The organism is Nonomuraea sp. NPDC059007, from assembly GCF_042740555.1.
GTDB lineage: Bacteria > Actinomycetota > Actinomycetes > Streptosporangiales > Streptosporangiaceae > Nonomuraea.
Genome location: NZ_JBHYJD010000006.1, coordinates 51,970 through 69,877 on the forward strand (window position 1 = coordinate 51,970; position 17,908 = coordinate 69,877).

Sequence of the window (17,908 nt, forward strand, 5' to 3'; positions counted from 1 at the left end):
GGGTGTCATGGACTTGGCGATCGACGGCGGGCAGACCGGGCTGCGGGTCGCGCTGGCTTCTCGCGGGCGGGTGCGCGAGGTCAGGGAACTGGCCGGGCTCTCGTACGCCGAAGGGTCGCCTGTGGACGCCGTGCTCGCCCGGCTGGAGGTGCCCGAGGGTGTCGACACCGTCTGCCTGGGGCTGACCACGCTGCTGGACTCGCCCGATCGGCTGGCTCGGCGGTTGCTGGAGCGGTCGCGGCGGGTGATCATCACTACGGATGTGGTCACTTCGCACGCGGGCGCCTTTCCGGCCGGGACCGGCGTGGTCCTGGCCGCCGGAACCGGCGCGATCGCCCTCGGCATCCCACCAGCTCGGCCAGACGGGCCTCAGCAGCCGGGTGGCGGCTCGGCTGTGCAGGTGGATGGGTGGGGGTTTCTGTTCGGGGATGCCGGGAGCGGGTTCTGGATCGGGCGGCGGGGGCTGGATGCCGCTTGCCGGGGCTTTGACGGAAGGGGACCGGCGGGGCCGTTGACGGTGCGGGCGCGGGAGGTCTTCGGTGATCTCGCCACGCTGCCCCACCGCCTCTACCTCGCACCCGACGCGGTGGCGCGGATCGCCCGCTTCGCCCCGCACGTGTTCGAGCTGGCCGCCACCGACGCGGCGGCCGGCGAGATCGTAGACGCGGCGGCCACGGAGCTGGCGGGCACCGTGGCCGCCGCCGCACGCCACTTCACCGGCGAGGTACCCGTCGCCTGGACCGGACGCCTGCTCCGCGACGAACGGCTGCGAGCAGGGTTCGAGTCGGAGCTGAGTGCCCGTCTGCCCCTGGCTCGCATCGGCCAGGCGGCGGGTGACAGCCTGACCGGCGCCGCTCTCCTCGCCGCCGCCCCCGGCCTCGGCCCCTACGCGCCCCTGGCCACCGTCACCCACCACGAGGCGGCCCGGTGAGAGTCGGATACGGCTTCGCCGAACTACCCGTGCCCGACGGCACCCCCATGGGCGGGTACATCGATCGCCCCGGCCCCTCCACCGGCACCCTCGACCCGCTCGGGGTCAGCGCGGTCACCTGGTCCGACGGTGACCGCCGCTTCGCCCTGGCCGTGGCCGACGTGATCTGCGTCAACACCGACCTGGCCGAGTACGCCCGCCGGGCCGTGAACCTGGACGAGCACGCGGCTCTCGCGCGGGAAGAACACGCGGGACCTCCGGCCGGGCGGGACGGGGGTGTCCCGCCGGTGTGTGAGCTCTGGCTGGCGGCCAGCCATACCCATGCGGGTCCCGAGACCGGGTGTGTGCCCGGGGGCGGGGTCACACCCGGGCCGTGGTTGGAGCGGGTTTCCGGTGCGGTGCGCGCCGCCGTACACAGGGCTGTGGATAGTGAGCGGGCGGCGGACGGGACGGCTCATCGCGGTGAGTTGCACGGCGTCGGCGCCGACCGCAGCCGGCCCGACGCGGCCAGGACGGTGCCGCTGGACGTGATCGCGGTGCGAGGGGACGGCGGGCCGGCCGGGGTGATCGTGGTGCTGCCGGTGCATCCGACCGTGCTGCCCGCGAGCAACCTCCTGGTAAGCGCGGACCTGGCGGGGGCGGTGCGGAGGGCGTTGCGGGCGCGGCTCGGGGACGGTGTGTGGGTGGTGGTGGCGACCGGCGCGGCCGGGAACGTCAGCACCCGCTTCACCCGCCTCGGCCAGGACGCCGCCGAACTGGACCGGCTCGGCGGACTGGTCGCCGACCGCTGCGTCGAGCTGCTGGCTCAGCCGGGTGACCAGGCCTGGGCGGGTACCGACCGGATCGGGACGGCTCGGGCACGACGCGACCTGCGCCGGGCCCAGCGGGACGCCGACCTCGGCTCGTTCGCCACCGACTACGAGCACGCCACGGCCGCGGGCGACCCGGTGGCCGCCCGGCTGGCGCGCAGCAGGCTGGAAGGCGTACGCGCCAGAGCCCTCGGTACCCCGTCAATCACCGACACCATCACCGTGGACGTGAGCGTGGCCAGAGTCGGGGCGCTGGGGCTGGTCGGGCTGCCCGGCGAGCCGTTCCTCGGAGTGGCCGAGAACATCCGGAACGGGCGCGGCCCGATCGCCGTCCTCGGCTACGTCAACGGCTATCCCGGCTACCTGCCCACCGCCGAGGCGTACGGGCGAGCCGACTACGAGGTGCTCGTCAGCGCCGTCGCCCCCGGCAGCGCCGAGACGCTCGCCGACACCGCACGACAGCTATTGGAGGAAGCGTGATCGATCAGGACGCGTACGCGGAGGTCGCCAGGTCGGCCGTCGACCGGCTGGTGACCAAGGAACGGGACACGATCGCCCGCGCCGGCGCCCTGATCTACGAGTCGTTGCGGGCCGGCGGCGTACTCCAGGCGTTCGGCACCGGCCACTCCCGCTCCGTCGCCCTCGAACTCGTCGGCCGGGCCGGCGGCCTGGTCCCCGCCAACCAGCTCGGCATCCGCGACGTGGCCTACTACGGCGACGCCTCCCCCGCCGACATCCTCGACCCGAAGATCGAACGCGAACCCGGCCTCGCCGCCCGCATCTGGGCCCTCGCCCCCATCCAGCCCGAGGACATCTTCGTCATCATCTCCAACTCCGGCGGCAACGCCGCCATCGTCGAAATGGCGCAACTGGCGGTGACCCACGGCCACCAGGTCATCGCGATCACCTCCCGCGCGCACACGTCCCGCCTGCCGTCCGGCCCACGCCTCGCCGACCTCGCCCACATCACCATCGACAACGGCGCCCCGTACGGCGACGCCGCCCTCCCCCTGCCCGACGGCACCACGATCTGCCCGATCTCCAACCTCACCGGCGTACTGGCGGCCCAGATGCTGGTGGCCGAAGTCGTCGGCCACCACCTGACCGCCGGCGAGACTCCCCCGATCTTCCGCTCAGCCAACACACCGGGCGGCGACGCCCACAACGCGGTGTTGCTGCGGAAATACGGGCCCCGCGTCCGCCTCGGCGACGCCTGACCCCCTGCCGGACGGCCCTGATTGCTGACGCGCGCCACGCGAGTCCATTCCGGACGACAGCCGATCAGGCCCCTGGGCCAAGAGGCGAACGGTTGGATGTGGACGTTCACCCGTGGGTGCCACATGATGTGCTGGGCCGTCGCAGCCAGTGGCGAACGGGCCTGGGTGCTTGGCCGCGCGGCTGAGGCTGGACCCGAGCCGGATGAGTAGGTTGCGCATCCCGTGTAGCGCCAGCCCAAGTTTCCCAGGAGATCCCCGTTCGGCTGTTGGCCCTCGACCGCAGTCTCGCCCTCCGCGGTCTACGACGTCGGGGGCGCGAAGAGGATCAGCCTAACCATCGGCGTAGGCCGGGATTAGCAGGCCTGCTGGAGTGGCTGAAATTGGACGTTGAGCCGCACTTCGAGTGCTTGGGCGAGACGTTCCAGCATGGGAATGGTGGGCATAGTGCCTCCCGCTTCGAAACGCGCGACCGCCGGCTGCTTCAGGCCGGCCCGCTCAGCCAGCTCAGCCTGCGTGAGCCCGAGTTCCTCGCGGCGCTGCCGTACCGCCTCCCCCAACTCGAACCGGAGGCGAGCAGCCTCATATGCGGCACCGGCGCCTGGACGGCTCATGATCTCGGCACGTTTGTCGGCCCACGCCTTGCGCTCCCCCATGGCCATTACTCCTCATCTGCCGTGTGCGCCTCAGCGATGCACCGCCCCATGGCCCGCATCGCCCGCTCGATCTCACCAGCTTCACGCATCCGCTGCTTCTTGAACACCGTGAGCAGGATGATCCTCCTACCCGAGGCGATCATGGTCTCGCGAGAGAGATGAAAGCGAAGTTCCCGGAGCTTGCCGTGCAACTGCCTGGTGTACGGCTCGCCGAGCAGCGCGCCCCACCCCACCAGAAGATCGACATAGAAGACAGCCGTCTCCTGATCGTCCTGGCCGAGAGTGTCGACTGTCGACCTCCGGCTCCAGTTGCACCTCTCCCACGTCGTAACACGGACGTTATACGGCAGGCAAGTGGGCCGTCCTACGAATGGCGTATAGCCCAGTTCACCTGTCAGGCCCGCCTTCTTCGCCAGGCGCCCCAGTGTGCCGATCGGCACGCCGTCCGGCAGGAGGTTGTCTTGGCCAGCGCCACGCATGCTGCTGAAACGCCCGATCCGGCGCGCGACGGTACTGCTACTGCTTCGGGCTCCGGATCATCACCGGATTCGTGCGGCTTCGCGAAACGACGGATCTGACACATGAGCATCGCGTAGGCGCCGATCAACACAAGGAGGGCCATACCGCGATGACCCGGCCAATCAGAGACGGCTCAGCGGCAGCAACGTTGCGCTCAGACTCGCCAAGCTCGCAGCCACCGTACGCCGGTTCCAGCGGTCGGGACGCACCTCACAACCCCAACGTTCCGGCAAGTCAGGGTCCGTTGGGATGTGGTTGGTGTCGACCCTCGGACACACACCGCACGCACATTGTGGCGGTTCCGGTTCGATCCGGGCCTCCACATATTGCTGTCCGGGGTAGTACGTGAGCTTCAAACCGAGCTGCGTGTAGAGCGCGGCCTTGTCCTCCGCGCCCGCCTCCCCAACGAGCCGCACCAGATCGCCGACTTCTTCGAGCATCGATCGGATTTCCTCGGCGCTGATGCGCTGCGCGGCCGGAACGGCCTTCAACTCCCCTTCCAGGCGGGCTCGTTCGCTCTTGGTCTCGTTGATCCACGAGCTGATCTCGCTCGGGTCGCCTCCGGCGTCGAGCGCCGAGCGGTACTGGCTGAGTTTCCGATCACACTGCGACAGTCGCTTCCACAGACCGATCAGGCCCGCCTCGTTCGGGTCGATCGCCTGCTCGGCCCGAGCACGGTCCCCAGCCAGCTGTCCACCTCATCCAGAATCTCCGCCTCCCGCAGATAGACGACCTTCGGATGGTCGAGCTCGTTGACCACGGCGTACTGAGCGGGGAAGCGGCACCGGTAGTAGGCCTGCCGGTTCTTCCAGTCGCCCTGCATCCGACGCTCGCAGTAACCACAGAACAGCATGCCCCGGAAGGCGTACGGGCGCTGGGTCGGTTGCGGACGCTGACTGTACTGGCCGTTCGCCCACCTGGAGAGGATCTCCTGGACCCGCTAGTACTCCTCAACGCTCACGATCGCGTCGTGAACCGGATACTCGGACCAGATCCACTGATTCTTGGCGTTCCACCGCTGCTTGGTCGTCGTCCCCAACGCGACGTTCTCGATATCCAGCAGGACCTCATCCTTGCGCTGCTTGTTCCACACCTGGTGACCGGTGTAGCGCGGATTGGTGAGGATCACCCGGACGGCGTACTTCGACCACGCCTGCTGATCCCGGTGCTTGTTCCGTTCAGGATCACTGGCCGACGGAGAGAGAATGCCTTGCAGCGTCAGATCTTCGGCGATGTCCAGATAGCCCCGACCCTACAGGAACTCGCTGAAGATCCACCGCACCACACGCGAGGCGACCGGATCGGCCACCAGCCTCCGCAATCTCCGGCCGTCGGCCGCCTTACTCGGGTTCGGGTGCGGCCCCGCGTCCTGGAGCAGGTACCCATACGGCGGACGGCCGCCGAAGAACCTGCCCTCGGTCGCGGTGATGGCCGCCATCGCGGCCCGTACCCGGATCTTGATGCGGTTCCGCTCGCCCTTCGACAACCCGCCGAAGACACCCATGATCATGTCGTGGGCCTCATTCACCGGATCGATCGGCCCACCGACCTCGGGCATCCCACAGTGGCACCCCGAAGTGCTCTAAGAATGGGAATGTGAGGCTGTACTGGTTGCCGTAGAAGGCCCGCTGCGGCTCCCCGATCACCACCGCGTCGAAGCCCCGCCGCAGATCCTTCAACTCCTCGATCAACGCCGCCGCTTACGGCCGGAGCTGCCAGGGGATCGAGCGGGACTTGTCGACGTCGAAGAACTCCGCGACGATCTCGCCGCCCCGTGACTCGATCAGCGCCCGCGCCCGATGCAACTGCCAAGCCCTCGATGCTTCTGGGTCTTGGTTGCCCTCGATCGACACCTGGCCGTCGAAGCCGAACCTTATGGTCATTTCTGCTGCCCCTCTTCCGCGGTCTGCGGCTGCTTCACGCGGGCGACGGCCTTGAGCAGGCTCCGGAGCAGCACGCCGGCCGCGCCGGGGGTGAGCTTCAACTCCTCCCCCGGCACCACCAACCGCAGCCCGCCCCCTGCCCCGTTCACGACTCGCCCCGGCTCGGAACGAGTCCCCGCATCCCACCGGCGACCGGACCGGGCCCTACCGGCCCGCCCACCCCGGCGGACCCACATGACCGCTCGACTCGATGGCCGATGTCAATCACCACCTGGACGCGACCACTCGGCCCGTCCAGCCGCTGACGGCCGCACACAGCCTGTGGACAGAGAAGGCTAGCGCCCTCGTGCTTGGCCCCGCGGCCGGAGTAGGGGCGGCCCTCATCCCTGGGCCCCTCGCTTGCTCAGGATGAGGAGATCCTCATGCGCTGCCGCGTACACGGGCCGCCCCTTCTCCTGGCCCCTCCACGCCTCCAGCATCTGGAAGAACGACGCCCGATTCACCAGCTCACCGTCCCGCAGGCCGTACAACAACGCCGCCAGGCGGTGAGTGGGCACCAGGCCAGCCGCCTCCGCGGTCTCGATGACCTGACCGGGAAGATCCACGAGCCGCCCATTGACCCGAATCGGCCGAACCGTGATCGCGACCACTCCTCCGGGCCGCAGCAGCTCCTCGCAACCGGCGAGAATCTGCGAAGGCCTCCATCAGCTGCAGCAGCGGCCGCTGGGCAAGATTGCCCTTGTCGATGGAGTACCGGTGATTCGACTTCTTGACTGGTCCGCCGCCCTCCCGGCTTCCACAGCGGACATGCCCATGTGTCCGGACGCCGTACGGCGGCGAGGCCATGCCCCGTAGATCCGCGAGCACGGCCGCGATGTTCCGTGCGTCCCCACAGGTCACCCTGGCTTATCCATCAGCACCCTGAGAGCGGGCGTGCTGGACGTTCGCAGCGCTGAGGCCGGCGAAGTCCTCCTCGTAGTCCATCCCCGCCGCGTGCCGCCCCAGATGCACCGCCTCCACCAACGTGGTCCCGATCCCACACATCGGATCCACCACCAGATCCCACGGCTCGGTGAAGGCGGAGATCACCTGGGAGGCGATCGACGGGAGCATCTTGCCCGGATGCCTCATCGACTCCGCGATATACCGGCCGCGCCGCTGGACCCGCGACTGCAGCTGGCCCGTGGCCAGCACCGACGGCAGAACATTCTCGTTCATCGGAACGCCTCAGCCTGTCCGAGTGAACAGGAGAACGTCCGCGTGTACCGACGCAACCGGCGGCAACTCCGCAGACTGAACACGGCGCAGCTGCGCCAACTCCGCAGGCTCCGGCTGAACAACGAGCGCGTCCCCCTCGACCGGAACACGAACCGCGATGACGTGCTGGACATAGGCCAGCCCGGCCGCATCTGCGCGCCGGATAATCCCCGGCGCGAGGTCCACCAGCCGACCCCGCTCATGCCGCGCCGTCGTAATCACCGCCACGTGACCACCCGGCGCGAGAACATGCCGCGCATCCTCCAGAAACCGCCCCAGTTGCGGCGCACTGAGCGTCGGTCGCTCCGACCTGCACAACGGGCACGGGACCAACGCCGAATCGCCCGGCCATCCGATTCCGGATAAGGCGGAAGCGCCGCGATTAGCAACTCGACCCGACCCGCGAACCCGAGTAGAGCCTCGCGCAGTTCCTGCGGCCCGTACGGACGCACCCTCACCACCGCCCGCTGCTCCGCTGAGAGGACCTGCCGCAGCCGACCGACGAGATGCTGCGCGACCGGGAAACGCGGAACGCACCCGACCCCCAGCCGCCCCATCTCCGCCGCCGCCACGAGCACCGTCTCGCTCATCGTGAAGACATCCGTGACGACCCCACCCGGACGAGAACAGGCATCGATCAGATGCCGCGCCAACTCCCGCCCTACAGCCTGGTGATGCCGACCGCATACTGCTTCGGTAGTGCGCGGGCTGTCCCTCGGTCTTCGGCGTTCCGACCGTGGTGTCAGAACACAGCCACACCGAGAGCGGCACCAACCGCCTCTCAGCAGCACGCGAGCCTTTAGACCACGGTCCTTGGTTCTTGCTCATTTACGGTGACCCGTGACGGCCACCCGTTCCCATGCACTGAAATACCACTTGATCAGTGCCGATTGGAACCAAACTTCGTCACCATGGGCCAAGAGGCGCCACACGGGTCAGTGGGACTCCGCCCGACACTTGATCACGCCTTGGGAGTCGAGCGTTCTCTGAGGGCCAACACCGATGTCCGTGCCAAGGTACCGGTGCGTTTCCACCAGGGAGACGTGATCGCAGCCACGTGCTGCTCAACACTAGCAATGAACTTCTCCTCCGATGGCCCCAGGTCCGTGAGGTCGACGCGATCGGGGCCAATGTTCATGCCTTCGTCATTCTCAAGCCCGGGGACCTTCCATGCCTCGTGCATCGCACCGCCGGCAATCTTGCGCACTGCGGCAATCAACTCGCTATAGGCGGCGCCGGTCTCTGGTGACTCGGCACGGGTCCATGCCTGGTAGTAGGAGATCCGGGACTGCACCTTGCGGAGTTCCTCTGACAACCTGATTCGCTCAGCTTCCTTCTGGTCCGTACGACGGCGGCGGATAGCGTAGGGAAACTCCTTGTAGTCGGCGTATGCCTGGTATGCCTCCGCCAGGGTGCTGCGGACCCGTGCCCGTTCCTCGAGACGGGTGCTACGCCGGGCGAGAACTGAATTGATCATGGCGGTCACCACAGCGGCGACAACCGCGCCGGACAGCACTGCGGCGAGGAGGCCGTCACCCACGGCAGGGGCCACAGCGATGTTTACGGTTGACGGCTGAACAGTTGGCATCCCTGTGGTGGACATCGCAGGTGCAACAGCGTTGGACAGGTCGAGGGTAGGGCCGGTCATATTCTTAGTCTTGGCCTAGCCTGCGTGCCACGCGAGGGGTGATTGTGGACTGTGGGGCACCTCCTCTCCCACCCACTCCCCGGTCTGGTGCCACCAGGCCTCACGGATCAAGTGAGCACAGATGTGCCCGGCGAGGGCAACGCCACCGTCGTACCAGCGCCAGCGCTGAGAGAGCGGGTCGCCTGGATACCAGATGCAGAGGCTTCCGTCGTCGTAGCGGTGAGGCGAGCTGGGGCCGGGCACGTAGATCTGCGGGGTGTCTGGGCTGTTGACGGCGAACGCAACGGTCACCCGTTGTGCATCGAGGCCAGTGGGTGTGAGGGTGACTCGGACGGCGAACCCCTTTCGCCGTCCGGCCACCGATCTCGCCTTAACGGTCCTCACCACAGCGACGTCATCCCCCACAGCATGCAAGTCGGCGATGAGCCTCAGGCGATTCACCGGACGCTCGAACCAGGCGGGGTGCCGATAGGAATGAACTCGTCTCACGACGCCCTGCGCCCGCCGTATGCCCGAGTCGGCGGAATTACAACCGCCGGAGCGGAGAGCCCTAGCGCGACCGTGGTAATCGGCGTACGGGGCCGCATCTCCGCAACGACCGCCGCCAACTGATCGCTCGCCGGTGCCTCGACATAGTTTCGGAACACCTTGTGCAGGGCGGACTGTACAGCGGTCTCATCGTCGTCATGGGCCAAAGCGTCGGCTATTGCGTCGGCCGCGGCACGCAGTCGCTGAACCACGGCCTCGCGGGTAACGCCCTTCATCAGCTTCAGAGGATTGGAGACCCCAGCGGGGTCCGGGGTGTTGCAACCGGTGGCGAGGAAGGTCGCTCCCTCATCAAAAACGGCGTGCAGCCCGGTGGCGACGCTCATGCCCGGTGTGACATGTTCAAGAGCCAGCGCCGAAAGGTGGAACGAGGAAAGCCCCGGTAGGGTCCACTGCTTGTTCCATGCCTTCGCCAGCCGGATGACCCGGCGGCGGGTGCGGCGCAGCGCCACCGTGCCACCGTTGAGGAGCTCGACGTGCTTCTCCGGATCGGAGGCCTCCCAGCGATCCATGTGCAGATTGGGGATCCACAGCCCACTGCCCTCGCGGCGCGTGAGCGCGAGGACCAGGTCGACGGAAGGGTCTTGGCCGTTAACAGGCTCGCCGAAAGTGATCTTCGGCCCGCGCTTCGAGGTTCCGCATCGGGCATTCGGGTAGGTGTTCCGAATCTCGGGCCCAAGCAGAGCACACAGATCGGCGGCAACGCTGTTGGGCGCCTCCCCACCACCGTCCGGGCCGAGCTGAGGGTAGTAGCTCCGGTTCAGCACAACGCCTCCATCGCCGTCAGTAACCGGGTCGTTGATGGTGTGATGTGCCAGAGACCCAGAAGCGTACGTACGGTGCGCTCCCCGGAAGCCAATCGCGATCTTGCGGACAAGCGCGAGCCGTCCCCGGGTCTCGGTCAATGCGGCGTCGTCGGCAGCGATGTCGCTGCCGACGGATGTCAGATAGTCGTTGGTGTAACCCACGGTGAGGGTCCCTTCAGGTGTTAGAGGGGCCCGTTCGCCCCTGTCACACCTACTGACGCCGAACCTCACTGGTCCGTCCGGCTACTCCGCGCACTCCTTACACATCCGCGCCGTGGGGCTGGCGAACTGATTCGGATTCAGGGTGAGAAAACACCGCTCGCACTGGCGGTCGGCTGCGTAAGTGCAGGCACAATGCCCAGCCGGGCAGCGCGAGGTGCGGCACTTCGAGCAGTTCTCCGCCGGGAAGAACTGTTCCTCGCAGACCTCGCAGAGCTCCTGCCGAGAGACAAAGCCGCTGGAGCCGGTGCGCGGCAGAGCGAAGGACTTCCAGCCTGGCCGATCCAGGACGGCAACGGTGATCAGATAGTCGCCCGACCATGCGGCGTCACCGTAGAGCCGAACGCTGGTCGATCCGGATCTGTATTGCACGTAGGTGTCGTCGACCTGCACGTTGGTGTGGCGGTGCAGGGCCGCCCGGACCAACGGCGTGTCTGCCTGACTCCAGCCTCGGGCCGGAGGGTAGACCTCGCCATGGGTGGCGGCAAACGATACGGTCCCCGCGCTATCCAGTACCGCGACAATGCCGTCGGTGCCCAACTGTTCAGCGATCCGAACAGAGCAGGCGGCACGGGACGCCTGCGTCCGCTCAAACAACGAGACGACGTCGCCGGCGGATGGCGACCGGCCATCAAGACGGGGCTGAAGCGTGTCGTCCGGGATGAGCACCAGCGAGGCGAACACGTCACATGCAGCGTCCTCAAACGCTTCAGGGGCCGCCGACTGCCGGCGAACCGCAAGGGCCAGCCTGGCGTCCGTCTTTTGCAGGTGGTGCCCGAGTTCGTGGAGGGCAGTGAACTGTCGACGCCGGAGGCTCAGCGACTCGGTGACGGTGAGAGTAGGTGGGGTAGTGGAGTGTACGTACCCGCCCGCGACAGAGCATCGCGTCCCGATCATCTCGTCAGGGACCCTGCGGACTTGCACGTCGGGCCAAGCGTCGAGTTCATTGAGGGCGTCGGTATTCAGCCGCCCAGCTGCGCCCGGCCACCTCTTCTCGAGAAGTTGCAGCATGCGGTGCGCTTGTGCAACAGCCTCAACACGAAGAACGTTCATTCTGCGGCGTCCGGATCGAGCTGATGCGCTTCCGCCCATCGGCGAATCCGATCGGGCCAAGCAGGTTCTTGATCACCGGTCTGCCGCGCCGCCATCGCACTGACCTCATAGGCCATGGCGAGACGGGCCTCACTGTCGGTGAGCTCTTCCCGACGCCTACGCTGCCGGGCCAGACCTCGCCACCTAGGCTGGTTGAGCTCCCTGACGAGACCCAGCGGAGGCGGAGCAGCTGTAGGCGCGGCGCCGAGTATCTCACGCATGATGGCGGCCTCTTGACCCGTCGTCGCCCGCTTGCCGTCAATCAGGTCGAGAACGACTGGGAGCGGGACATTCAGCCGTGCAGCGACCTCATCAAGCACCTCTGGCTCGAGAGCGTCGATGTTGATACCGCTTGTGGTCTCCGTTTCGGTTGTTTCGGCCTCAGTCGCGGTCACCTCAGCCATCGCTGCCAGATCGTCTTCCAACGCGGCCTTGGCCTCGGACAACGCCGGATCGACCGACCATGAGCTGGCGGCCCCAGGTACCTCTCCTGGTCGCGTTACCCGGTCGACGATCCGTCCTAAGAGATCGGCGCCCACCATGTCGACGGGCCTGTCCAGCGTGCTGGACGGTAGCTGCCGGCGCAGCCCTGGCCATACGGTTACTGCACCTTGGAGAGAAGTGACCTCATCCTCGATCAGCATGGCTTCGGAATTGTCTGCGATGAGCTCGATCGTCACAGGAACGGCGGTCACCGAGTTGGTGTCTACGGCAAGGAGCAGTACCAACACACCGATGTCGTCACGGAGAGCACGCCAGATCTGCCCGCGCGCCGGCACCCAGGTTGAGCGGGGTCCGAATCGGCGTACGAGGGCCGCCTCCGTTAATTGGGGAGCGGCTGCTTTTTGCGCCAGAGCAACCAGACGCTCTGGCACTCGGCCGGTCTCACTGGATGTCACGACGGTCACCCTTCCATCGAGCGGGTTGACGGCCTACACCATGGCTGACGCCGAAACGGCCCCATTCGTCCGGGCTCCCTTACGGATTGACCAAACACAGCCGTAGTACCTCCAGCATCACGTTCTCGCGCAGGTCATCATCGGGCACCAGCTCACTCAATACAGCCTTGAGCTTCTTGGCCGCTTCGTATGCTTGGGTCCGGCCGACGCCTAAGACCTGCATCTGGTCACCCGCCGACTTGTTCAGATGCGGCAGCAGAGCCCGCTGCGACGGGGACAACTGGGCAAACACCTCCTGAGCTCGCTCTCCAACCTCGACGAGAACATCAGGTCGATCCTCGAACGGCGCGACAGCCAAGTCGAACGCCGTCTGATCAAGAGTTGCGTCGGCATACTCCGCGGCGGCTGCGAAACGCTGCAGAAAGATCCATGTGAGCGCTGCAACCTCAAGTGAGCCGGTGGCCGCCGAAAACACCGCTTCCAAGATGGCGACCAACGAATCGTCACTGGCCAGCGGCGCACGCCGCTCACCAGACCAACGGACGGCGTGTACTCCAGGTACCGAGTACGCCGCAGCGACTAATGGCCGTAACTCTCCCGCGTAAGGGGCGAACTGCGCCCCGACCAACTGCCAGCGACCGGCACCGGGAGTACCGGACGGCACCTGTTCGAACTTCGACGTCGCGGCCAGCAAATCCTCGATCTTGCGTCGCACCGACCCCACCGGGGTCTTGCGTGCCTCGCTCACAAGGAAGTTCCGTATCGACCTGCGCAGGTAGCGCTCCATCGAAGGAAGGTCCGCTGTCTGTGCCAAGACCGCAGCCGTAACCTGGAGCCCCTTCGCGACGAAAAACCTCTGCACCAAATCCCACACTGAGTCCTCGGTCCACCCCGAGCCGGGCTCCAGCACCGGAAACCGGCGTACCTCTTCCCGCATCAATTTGAAAAGCAGCTTCAACCCGAGTTGATCGAAGTGACCGAACTGTTGCAGCTCGCGGTACGCGTCCATGACGACTCCCGTATGCACAGGTCTGTCGGGCTTCACCTAACCCCTCGGCAATCAAGGAAGATCAGGCACGAGCCACATGTCTCGTCTCATCGCTCTGCGGCCGCAGGTGTTACAACCTCAACCGGTGAGGCATGCGCCACGAACCGCATCCACCGTCGTCAGGCGCAGCGCGACGGCTTGACGAGAACTTGGACGGCCCGCTCAGCCGAGCACATACCAGCAGGTCAGATGCGGGCTGGCGGCCTTGGGGCGCTACATGAGCGTCACTCCAAGATCTATTTATCGCCGCAGGTCAGCTAGCAGATGGGAGCGGCTTCGGCAGTTTCTTCGTCTCCGCGCTTCTCCCATCGACGCTCTGAGTCCCTCCCATCCGGTGGTCGAGACCTTGACGGACCGATCCGGCCCGACCTCACGAGGGAGACACCATGGCTATCGACCTGCAGGACAGCACTGCCTCGACGAAGTTCAGCCAGAACGCCTTGAGCACGGCGAACAGGGCGTTCCAGCTGCTGATCGCTGGCCCGAACCAGCTCTCGGTAGACGGCCGCTCCATCGCGCATGGAGTACCTTCGCGTCCGATCAATCTCGGTGAACTGAAGGATCTGATGCTCACGCCGCAGGCCAGCGACGAGCTGAAGGACGCCATCTGGGCGCACCTGGTGCCTGGGTGAGCTGACGCGCGCCGGTGTCGTCACCGTCCTCCAGGGATCACTGAAACTTGGGGAAGGAAGCCAGGTCCCCGTCCTCATGCCAAAGGATCTCCTGCTCAACCGGGTGCCCACCGGCCGAACCAGCGACTCCCCCGGCCTGGTCCTTATCGAGAAGGGCGACGTGATCGCCTCGACGCTTACGGCCAGCGGCTCAGTGCCGCGGGTGATGACTCAGGCGGGAGCCGTACTCGGGCCGCAGTTGCTGCTTTTCGGACAGACCCCGAGCGCCTCGATCCCTATTTCCTCGCCGGTTGCCTGCGTGCCGAGAGCCGGTCCGGCTCCACCGTACGGCTGGACCCGCGGCGGGCCTCACTGCCCAGGCTGGCGATCGAGGAGCAGCGCCGGTACGGCAAGACATTCGCTCAGTTTCTTACGCTTGAGGACACCACGAGATCACTGCGAGAGATCAGCGATAGCCTTGTCCCCGCTGGGATTAGCGGGCTCCCCGACGGGAGCCTGACACCCGAGTAACCCCTTTTGGAGCCAGCCGTGCACGACTTCCTCGGCCGCTATCGCCTTGATGCACTCCGCCTTGGCCGTGGTGGGATGGGTGAGGTGTGGGGTGCCGAGGACACCATGCTGTGCCGCCGCGTCGCGATCAAGTTCGTCCTGCTCCCGACCCCTGAACTCGTCGAGAGGTTCGGTAGGGAGGCCAAGGCGCTGTCCAGGCTGCTCATCCCGGTGTCCCCGCGCTCTACGACTTCGGTTCAGACAACGGCCGCCACTACATGATCATGCAGTTCATCGAGGGCAACGGTCTGCATGATGTCATCGCCGAGCACGCCCCACTCTCGATCGGCTGGGTCGCCTCCGTTCTGGACGCGGCCCATTCTCAGGGCATTCTGCACCGGGACCTGAAGCCCTCCAATCTCATGCTCTGCCGCGACGGCTCAATACGGGTCCTCGACTTCGGCCTGGCGTTCCTGCACGACGCGACCCTGACCACGCTGACCATGTCTGGTCAGCAGCTCGGGACCGCCGCCTACATGTCGCCTGAGCAGATCGAGGCCCAACCCGCCTCTGGGCGTACCGACGTCTACTCCCTCGGATGCGTCCTCTACGAAGCTGCCACCAGCCGCCCTCTGTTCACCGGCGCCAACGACCACAACATCAAGACACAGCACGTCACGTCACCGGCCGAACCGGCTGGCCAGTATCGGGCCGACATTCCGCGAGGACTCGACGAGCTGTTGCTGGCCATGGTGGAGAAGGACCCGGCCAACCGGCCCAAGGACATGCGCGAGGTCTACGAGCGGCTCATGCCGTACCTCTCGGGACCCGGTCCACTCGGTGACATGACGGCGGAGTCCCCGAGCCCGCTGATGCTCTACTCCCGCGCTCTGAGCCGCACGACCGTCGTGGGACAACCGGCGCCTAAGGTAAGCGCCCCGGCGACGCTACGCGATGACTTCAGCGAAGGTGACATCAGACGGGCACGGCGCGATGCGAGGTCTCTGATCAGAGACTCGCGCTACGGTGAAGCCGTCTCGCTGCTCAAAGAAGCCCTAACCCACGCCCCCAGCGTGCAGGGCCTGCGCGAGCAGCTCGCCGAGGCTTACCTGGCCGCTGAGGATTACGAGCAGGCCGCCTTCGAATACCGGCAGCTCGCGAAGTCCAGCGAGCCGAGTCAAGCGTTCCACCACCGGCTCCAAGAGGCTATCTGCCAGGCCCACCTCGGTGACCTCGACCTGGCCTTGCACCTCATGACCGCGCTCCTGGCCGACACCTCGGGCGAAGACGATCCGCGAGCTCTTGAGCTCAGGCGGCAGATCGGCGAACTGGAGCGCGACGCCGGTCGCCTTGACCAGGCAAGACTGACGCTGTCCAAGTTGCTCTCCGACCTTCGTCGTGTCTATGGCGAGGAGCACGCCGCGACAGAGCGGGTGCGACAACTTCTCGGGGCGATCTGACGCGCCGATTCACAAGGCGCCATCAGTACAAATTTCTACTCTTCCTCATGCGAGTCGTCGATCTGTTCCAGCTCCTCAATGCTGTCAGCAGCCGCCCACCTCAATAGTTCTTGCTCGTCCTGAACAGCCTCTTGCTCGGCGCGCAACCTCTCCAATGCCCGACGTTGATCGTCGAAGGTCAGATACCGCTCGTGCGTGATCCGCTCGGCTTCCTCGTGCGACACCCTGCCCACGCTGGTCAGCACGCGCATCTCGTTCACCTCGATGAACCGGTCCGTCGCCACCAGCCAGTCGGTCAGCGAAATCTGCTGCCTGCGGCGAGTACGCAACTCAGCGAAGTCCAGGAACTGCGTAGTCAGCATGTTCAGGTCGGTGACCTCGTCCTGGGTCAGGTAGTTCTTCGCCGTACCGACGTCGCCCTTGCGTACCCGCGACCCCTGCCAGGAGGTCAGTCCCATGTTCGGCAGCGCTGGGTCAGCGCGCTTGACGATCAGCTCATCCTCTATCGGACCGAGGACGGGCGTGCGGAGATCCAGTTCCGAGCGGTCGACGGGACTGTCTGGCTGACGCAGGCCCAGATAGCCGAGCTGTTCGATCGAACCGTGCAGAACATCAACCTGCACATCCTCGCGATCTTGAGGGACGGCGAGGTCTCGGAGGCAACTATCAAGCAGGACTTGATAGTTCGGACCGAGGGCTCTCGTGAGGTTCGTCGGCAGGTGCAGGTCTACAGCCTGGATATGATCCTGGCGGTCGGCTACCGGGTCCGGTCGGCGCGAGGCATTCAGTTCCGCACGTGGGCGACCACGGTGCTGCGGGAATACCTGGTCAAGGGGTTCGTCCTCAATGACGAGCGGCTCAAGAACCCTGGCGGGTTCGACTACTTCGATGAGCTGCTTGAGCGGATCCGTGAGATCCGTGCCTCGGAGAAGCGTTTCTACCAAAAGCTTCGGGATCTGTTCGCGGCCGCGGGTGATTACGACCCCACCGCGCAGCGGTCCAGGACGTTCTTCGCGACCGTGCAGAACAAACTGATCTATGCCGTGACCGGGTATACGGCCGCTGAGCTCTCCACCCCGCTCTGCCGCCCCGTCCATGGTCATACGCCGAGCGTATGCCTCACGCCTGCTACGAATGGGCGAATTCACTTCATCAACCCAGCTCACCGGCCAGGCCTGCCTACCTGACGAAGCGACCCCAGCCAGCTGAGCGCTCGAAGGCCTCCGCAATGGCCTCACCACTGGGCAGGTCTCCATCCGGATGGAGGTTCTCTTGCGCCCAGCGCCATGCGGGCTGCTGAAGTGTCCGGTCAGGAGCCCGCCGCCGTGAGCCCTGCCCCGGGGCCTCGAGCCGCGACGTTTCTCCCGATCCAGGATGGCTCAGCGATCGCCACGTTGGCGCCCAGGCTCGCCAGGCAGCGATGATGAGCAGGGTCTACGGGAGCAGCCCACCGCGTGAGCCGTACCGGGTGGCGGGAAGCAGGGACATCGAGGCGGCGACGATCGTGCCACCCACGGTGGCCGGGAGGAGGGCAGCGGCCAGCGGATCCTCGCCGTGCAGCAGAGCGAGCTCGTGCATGTGACGGAATGAGACGACGGCGGCGATCAGTGCGACCAGCAAAGACGCTCGCGGTCGTCGTGAGCCGGATCCAGCGGTCGGAGCGCATCTCACACCCCCACCGTTCCGGCGAGGAACTCGGTGCTCCGCGTCCATTGGGGATTGTTGGTGTCGACCCTCCGACATGCGTTGCACGCGCCGGGGCTGACCGCCCAGCGTCGTAGAACCCTCTGCGAATGATGG

Annotated in this window: 25 protein-coding genes; 7 read left to right on the forward strand and 18 right to left on the reverse strand. The window is 66.4% G+C overall.

Annotation, left to right across the window (positions count from 1 at the left end; translation table 11 throughout):
* Nucleotides 1–7 precede the first annotated feature (7 nt).
* Genes ACFWY5_RS11360 through ACFWY5_RS11370 form a run of 3 tightly spaced genes read left to right on the forward strand, consistent with a single transcriptional unit; the run spans nucleotide 8 to nucleotide 2,957 of the window.
* Nucleotides 8–931, forward strand: a complete 924-nt coding sequence (locus ACFWY5_RS11360; protein WP_379631460.1) for a BadF/BadG/BcrA/BcrD ATPase family protein — start codon at nucleotides 8–10, stop codon at nucleotides 929–931.
* Nucleotides 928–2,220: a hypothetical protein gene (locus ACFWY5_RS11365; protein WP_379631462.1), complete on the forward strand. Its 1,293-nt coding sequence runs from the start codon at nucleotides 928–930 to the stop codon at nucleotides 2,218–2,220. Before ACFWY5_RS11360 ends, ACFWY5_RS11365 begins: the two co-directional genes overlap by 4 nt.
* Nucleotides 2,217–2,957, forward strand: a complete 741-nt coding sequence (locus ACFWY5_RS11370; RefSeq protein ID WP_379631464.1) for a sugar isomerase domain-containing protein — start codon at nucleotides 2,217–2,219, stop codon at nucleotides 2,955–2,957. The genes ACFWY5_RS11365 and ACFWY5_RS11370 overlap by 4 nt, the downstream gene beginning before the upstream one ends.
* A 353-nt stretch (nucleotides 2,958–3,310) precedes the next feature.
* Here ACFWY5_RS11370 and ACFWY5_RS11375 read toward each other — a convergent pair whose 3' ends face one another.
* The 16 genes from ACFWY5_RS11375 to ACFWY5_RS11450 all read right to left on the reverse strand — a co-directional run bounded on the left by ACFWY5_RS11375 (nucleotide 3,311) and on the right by ACFWY5_RS11450 (nucleotide 13,488).
* Nucleotides 3,311–3,610: a helix-turn-helix domain-containing protein gene (locus tag ACFWY5_RS11375; protein WP_379611235.1), complete on the reverse strand. Its 300-nt coding sequence runs from the start codon at nucleotides 3,608–3,610 to the stop codon at nucleotides 3,311–3,313.
* Between the two features lie 5 nt (nucleotides 3,611–3,615).
* Nucleotides 3,616–4,089 (reverse strand): hypothetical protein, encoded by a 474-nt coding sequence (locus ACFWY5_RS11380; RefSeq protein WP_379631466.1) that lies wholly within the window; start codon nucleotides 4,087–4,089, stop codon nucleotides 3,616–3,618.
* A 162-nt stretch (nucleotides 4,090–4,251) separates the two neighbouring features.
* Nucleotides 4,252–4,620, reverse strand: coding sequence for a hypothetical protein (locus tag ACFWY5_RS11385; RefSeq protein WP_379631468.1), 369 nt, complete (start codon nucleotides 4,618–4,620; stop codon nucleotides 4,252–4,254).
* A gap of 140 nt (nucleotides 4,621–4,760) precedes the next feature.
* The gene (locus ACFWY5_RS11390; protein ID WP_379631471.1) at nucleotides 4,761–4,982 is read right to left on the reverse strand and encodes a zinc ribbon domain-containing protein; all 222 of its coding nucleotides are present in this window, start codon (nucleotides 4,980–4,982) and stop codon (nucleotides 4,761–4,763) included.
* An 87-nt stretch (nucleotides 4,983–5,069) separates the two neighbouring features.
* Nucleotides 5,070–5,369 (reverse strand): recombinase family protein, encoded by a 300-nt coding sequence (locus tag ACFWY5_RS11395; protein ID WP_379631891.1) that lies wholly within the window; start codon nucleotides 5,367–5,369, stop codon nucleotides 5,070–5,072.
* Between the two features lie 12 nt (nucleotides 5,370–5,381).
* Nucleotides 5,382–5,639 carry a hypothetical protein gene (locus ACFWY5_RS11400; protein ID WP_379631473.1) on the reverse strand — a complete coding sequence of 86 codons (258 nt, stop codon included), beginning with the start codon at nucleotides 5,637–5,639 and terminating at the stop codon, nucleotides 5,382–5,384.
* 190 nt (nucleotides 5,640–5,829) lie between these two features.
* Nucleotides 5,830–6,012, reverse strand: coding sequence for a hypothetical protein (locus ACFWY5_RS11405; protein ID WP_379631475.1), 183 nt, complete (start codon nucleotides 6,010–6,012; stop codon nucleotides 5,830–5,832).
* The gene (locus ACFWY5_RS11410; RefSeq protein ID WP_379631477.1) at nucleotides 6,009–6,161 is read right to left on the reverse strand and encodes a hypothetical protein; all 153 of its coding nucleotides are present in this window, start codon (nucleotides 6,159–6,161) and stop codon (nucleotides 6,009–6,011) included. The genes ACFWY5_RS11405 and ACFWY5_RS11410 overlap by 4 nt, the downstream gene beginning before the upstream one ends.
* A 231-nt stretch (nucleotides 6,162–6,392) precedes the next feature.
* Entirely contained in the window at nucleotides 6,393–6,617 is a 225-nt protein-coding gene (locus tag ACFWY5_RS11415; protein ID WP_379631479.1) for a hypothetical protein, read from the reverse strand.
* A gap of 301 nt (nucleotides 6,618–6,918) precedes the next feature.
* Complete coding sequence (locus ACFWY5_RS11420) at nucleotides 6,919–7,230, reverse strand: DNA methyltransferase (RefSeq protein ID WP_379631481.1); 312 nt, start codon at nucleotides 7,228–7,230, stop codon at nucleotides 6,919–6,921.
* A 257-nt stretch (nucleotides 7,231–7,487) separates the two neighbouring features.
* On the reverse strand, nucleotides 7,488–8,060 hold the full coding sequence (locus ACFWY5_RS11425; protein ID WP_379631483.1) for a DNA methyltransferase: 573 nt from the start codon (nucleotides 8,058–8,060) through the stop codon (nucleotides 7,488–7,490).
* A 170-nt stretch (nucleotides 8,061–8,230) separates the two neighbouring features.
* Nucleotides 8,231–8,917, reverse strand: coding sequence for a hypothetical protein (locus ACFWY5_RS11430; protein WP_379631485.1), 687 nt, complete (start codon nucleotides 8,915–8,917; stop codon nucleotides 8,231–8,233).
* Between the two features lie 485 nt (nucleotides 8,918–9,402).
* Nucleotides 9,403–10,431, reverse strand: a complete 1,029-nt coding sequence (locus ACFWY5_RS11435) for a hypothetical protein (RefSeq protein WP_379631487.1) — start codon at nucleotides 10,429–10,431, stop codon at nucleotides 9,403–9,405.
* 81 nt (nucleotides 10,432–10,512) lie between these two features.
* Nucleotides 10,513–11,580 carry an ImmA/IrrE family metallo-endopeptidase gene (locus ACFWY5_RS11440; RefSeq protein WP_379631489.1) on the reverse strand — a complete coding sequence of 356 codons (1,068 nt, stop codon included), beginning with the start codon at nucleotides 11,578–11,580 and terminating at the stop codon, nucleotides 10,513–10,515.
* Nucleotides 11,538–12,479 carry a hypothetical protein gene (locus tag ACFWY5_RS11445; protein WP_379631491.1) on the reverse strand — a complete coding sequence of 314 codons (942 nt, stop codon included), beginning with the start codon at nucleotides 12,477–12,479 and terminating at the stop codon, nucleotides 11,538–11,540. The genes ACFWY5_RS11440 and ACFWY5_RS11445 overlap by 43 nt, the downstream gene beginning before the upstream one ends.
* Before the next feature lie 79 nt (nucleotides 12,480–12,558).
* Nucleotides 12,559–13,488 (reverse strand): hypothetical protein, encoded by a 930-nt coding sequence (locus ACFWY5_RS11450; RefSeq protein WP_379631493.1) that lies wholly within the window; start codon nucleotides 13,486–13,488, stop codon nucleotides 12,559–12,561.
* 425 nt (nucleotides 13,489–13,913) lie between these two features.
* Here ACFWY5_RS11450 and ACFWY5_RS11455 point away from each other — a divergent pair, with 425 nt between their 5' ends.
* From ACFWY5_RS11455 to ACFWY5_RS11465, 3 genes are all read left to right on the forward strand, one after another.
* The gene (locus ACFWY5_RS11455; RefSeq protein WP_379631495.1) at nucleotides 13,914–14,159 is read left to right on the forward strand and encodes a hypothetical protein; all 246 of its coding nucleotides are present in this window, start codon (nucleotides 13,914–13,916) and stop codon (nucleotides 14,157–14,159) included.
* A 528-nt stretch (nucleotides 14,160–14,687) separates the two neighbouring features.
* The gene (locus ACFWY5_RS11460; protein ID WP_379631497.1) at nucleotides 14,688–14,930 is read left to right on the forward strand and encodes a hypothetical protein; all 243 of its coding nucleotides are present in this window, start codon (nucleotides 14,688–14,690) and stop codon (nucleotides 14,928–14,930) included.
* Nucleotides 14,927–16,108 (forward strand): protein kinase, encoded by a 1,182-nt coding sequence (locus ACFWY5_RS11465; RefSeq protein WP_379631499.1) that lies wholly within the window; start codon nucleotides 14,927–14,929, stop codon nucleotides 16,106–16,108. Before ACFWY5_RS11460 ends, ACFWY5_RS11465 begins: the two co-directional genes overlap by 4 nt.
* 35 nt (nucleotides 16,109–16,143) lie before the next feature.
* On the opposite strand, the gene rhuM (ACFWY5_RS11470) is transcribed toward ACFWY5_RS11465, so the two are convergent.
* Nucleotides 16,144–16,731, reverse strand: coding sequence for a RhuM family protein (rhuM, locus tag ACFWY5_RS11470; protein ID WP_379631501.1), 588 nt, complete (start codon nucleotides 16,729–16,731; stop codon nucleotides 16,144–16,146).
* Between rhuM (ACFWY5_RS11470) and rhuM (ACFWY5_RS11475) the strand changes: the two genes are divergently transcribed.
* Nucleotides 16,711–17,295, forward strand: coding sequence for a RhuM family protein (rhuM, locus tag ACFWY5_RS11475; protein ID WP_379631504.1), 585 nt, complete (start codon nucleotides 16,711–16,713; stop codon nucleotides 17,293–17,295). The genes rhuM (ACFWY5_RS11470) and rhuM (ACFWY5_RS11475) overlap by 21 nt on opposite strands.
* 247 nt (nucleotides 17,296–17,542) lie before the next feature.
* Here rhuM (ACFWY5_RS11475) and ACFWY5_RS11480 read toward each other — a convergent pair whose 3' ends face one another.
* Nucleotides 17,543–17,851: a DUF2637 domain-containing protein gene (locus ACFWY5_RS11480; protein WP_379631506.1), complete on the reverse strand. Its 309-nt coding sequence runs from the start codon at nucleotides 17,849–17,851 to the stop codon at nucleotides 17,543–17,545.
* Nucleotides 17,852–17,908 lie beyond the last annotated feature (57 nt).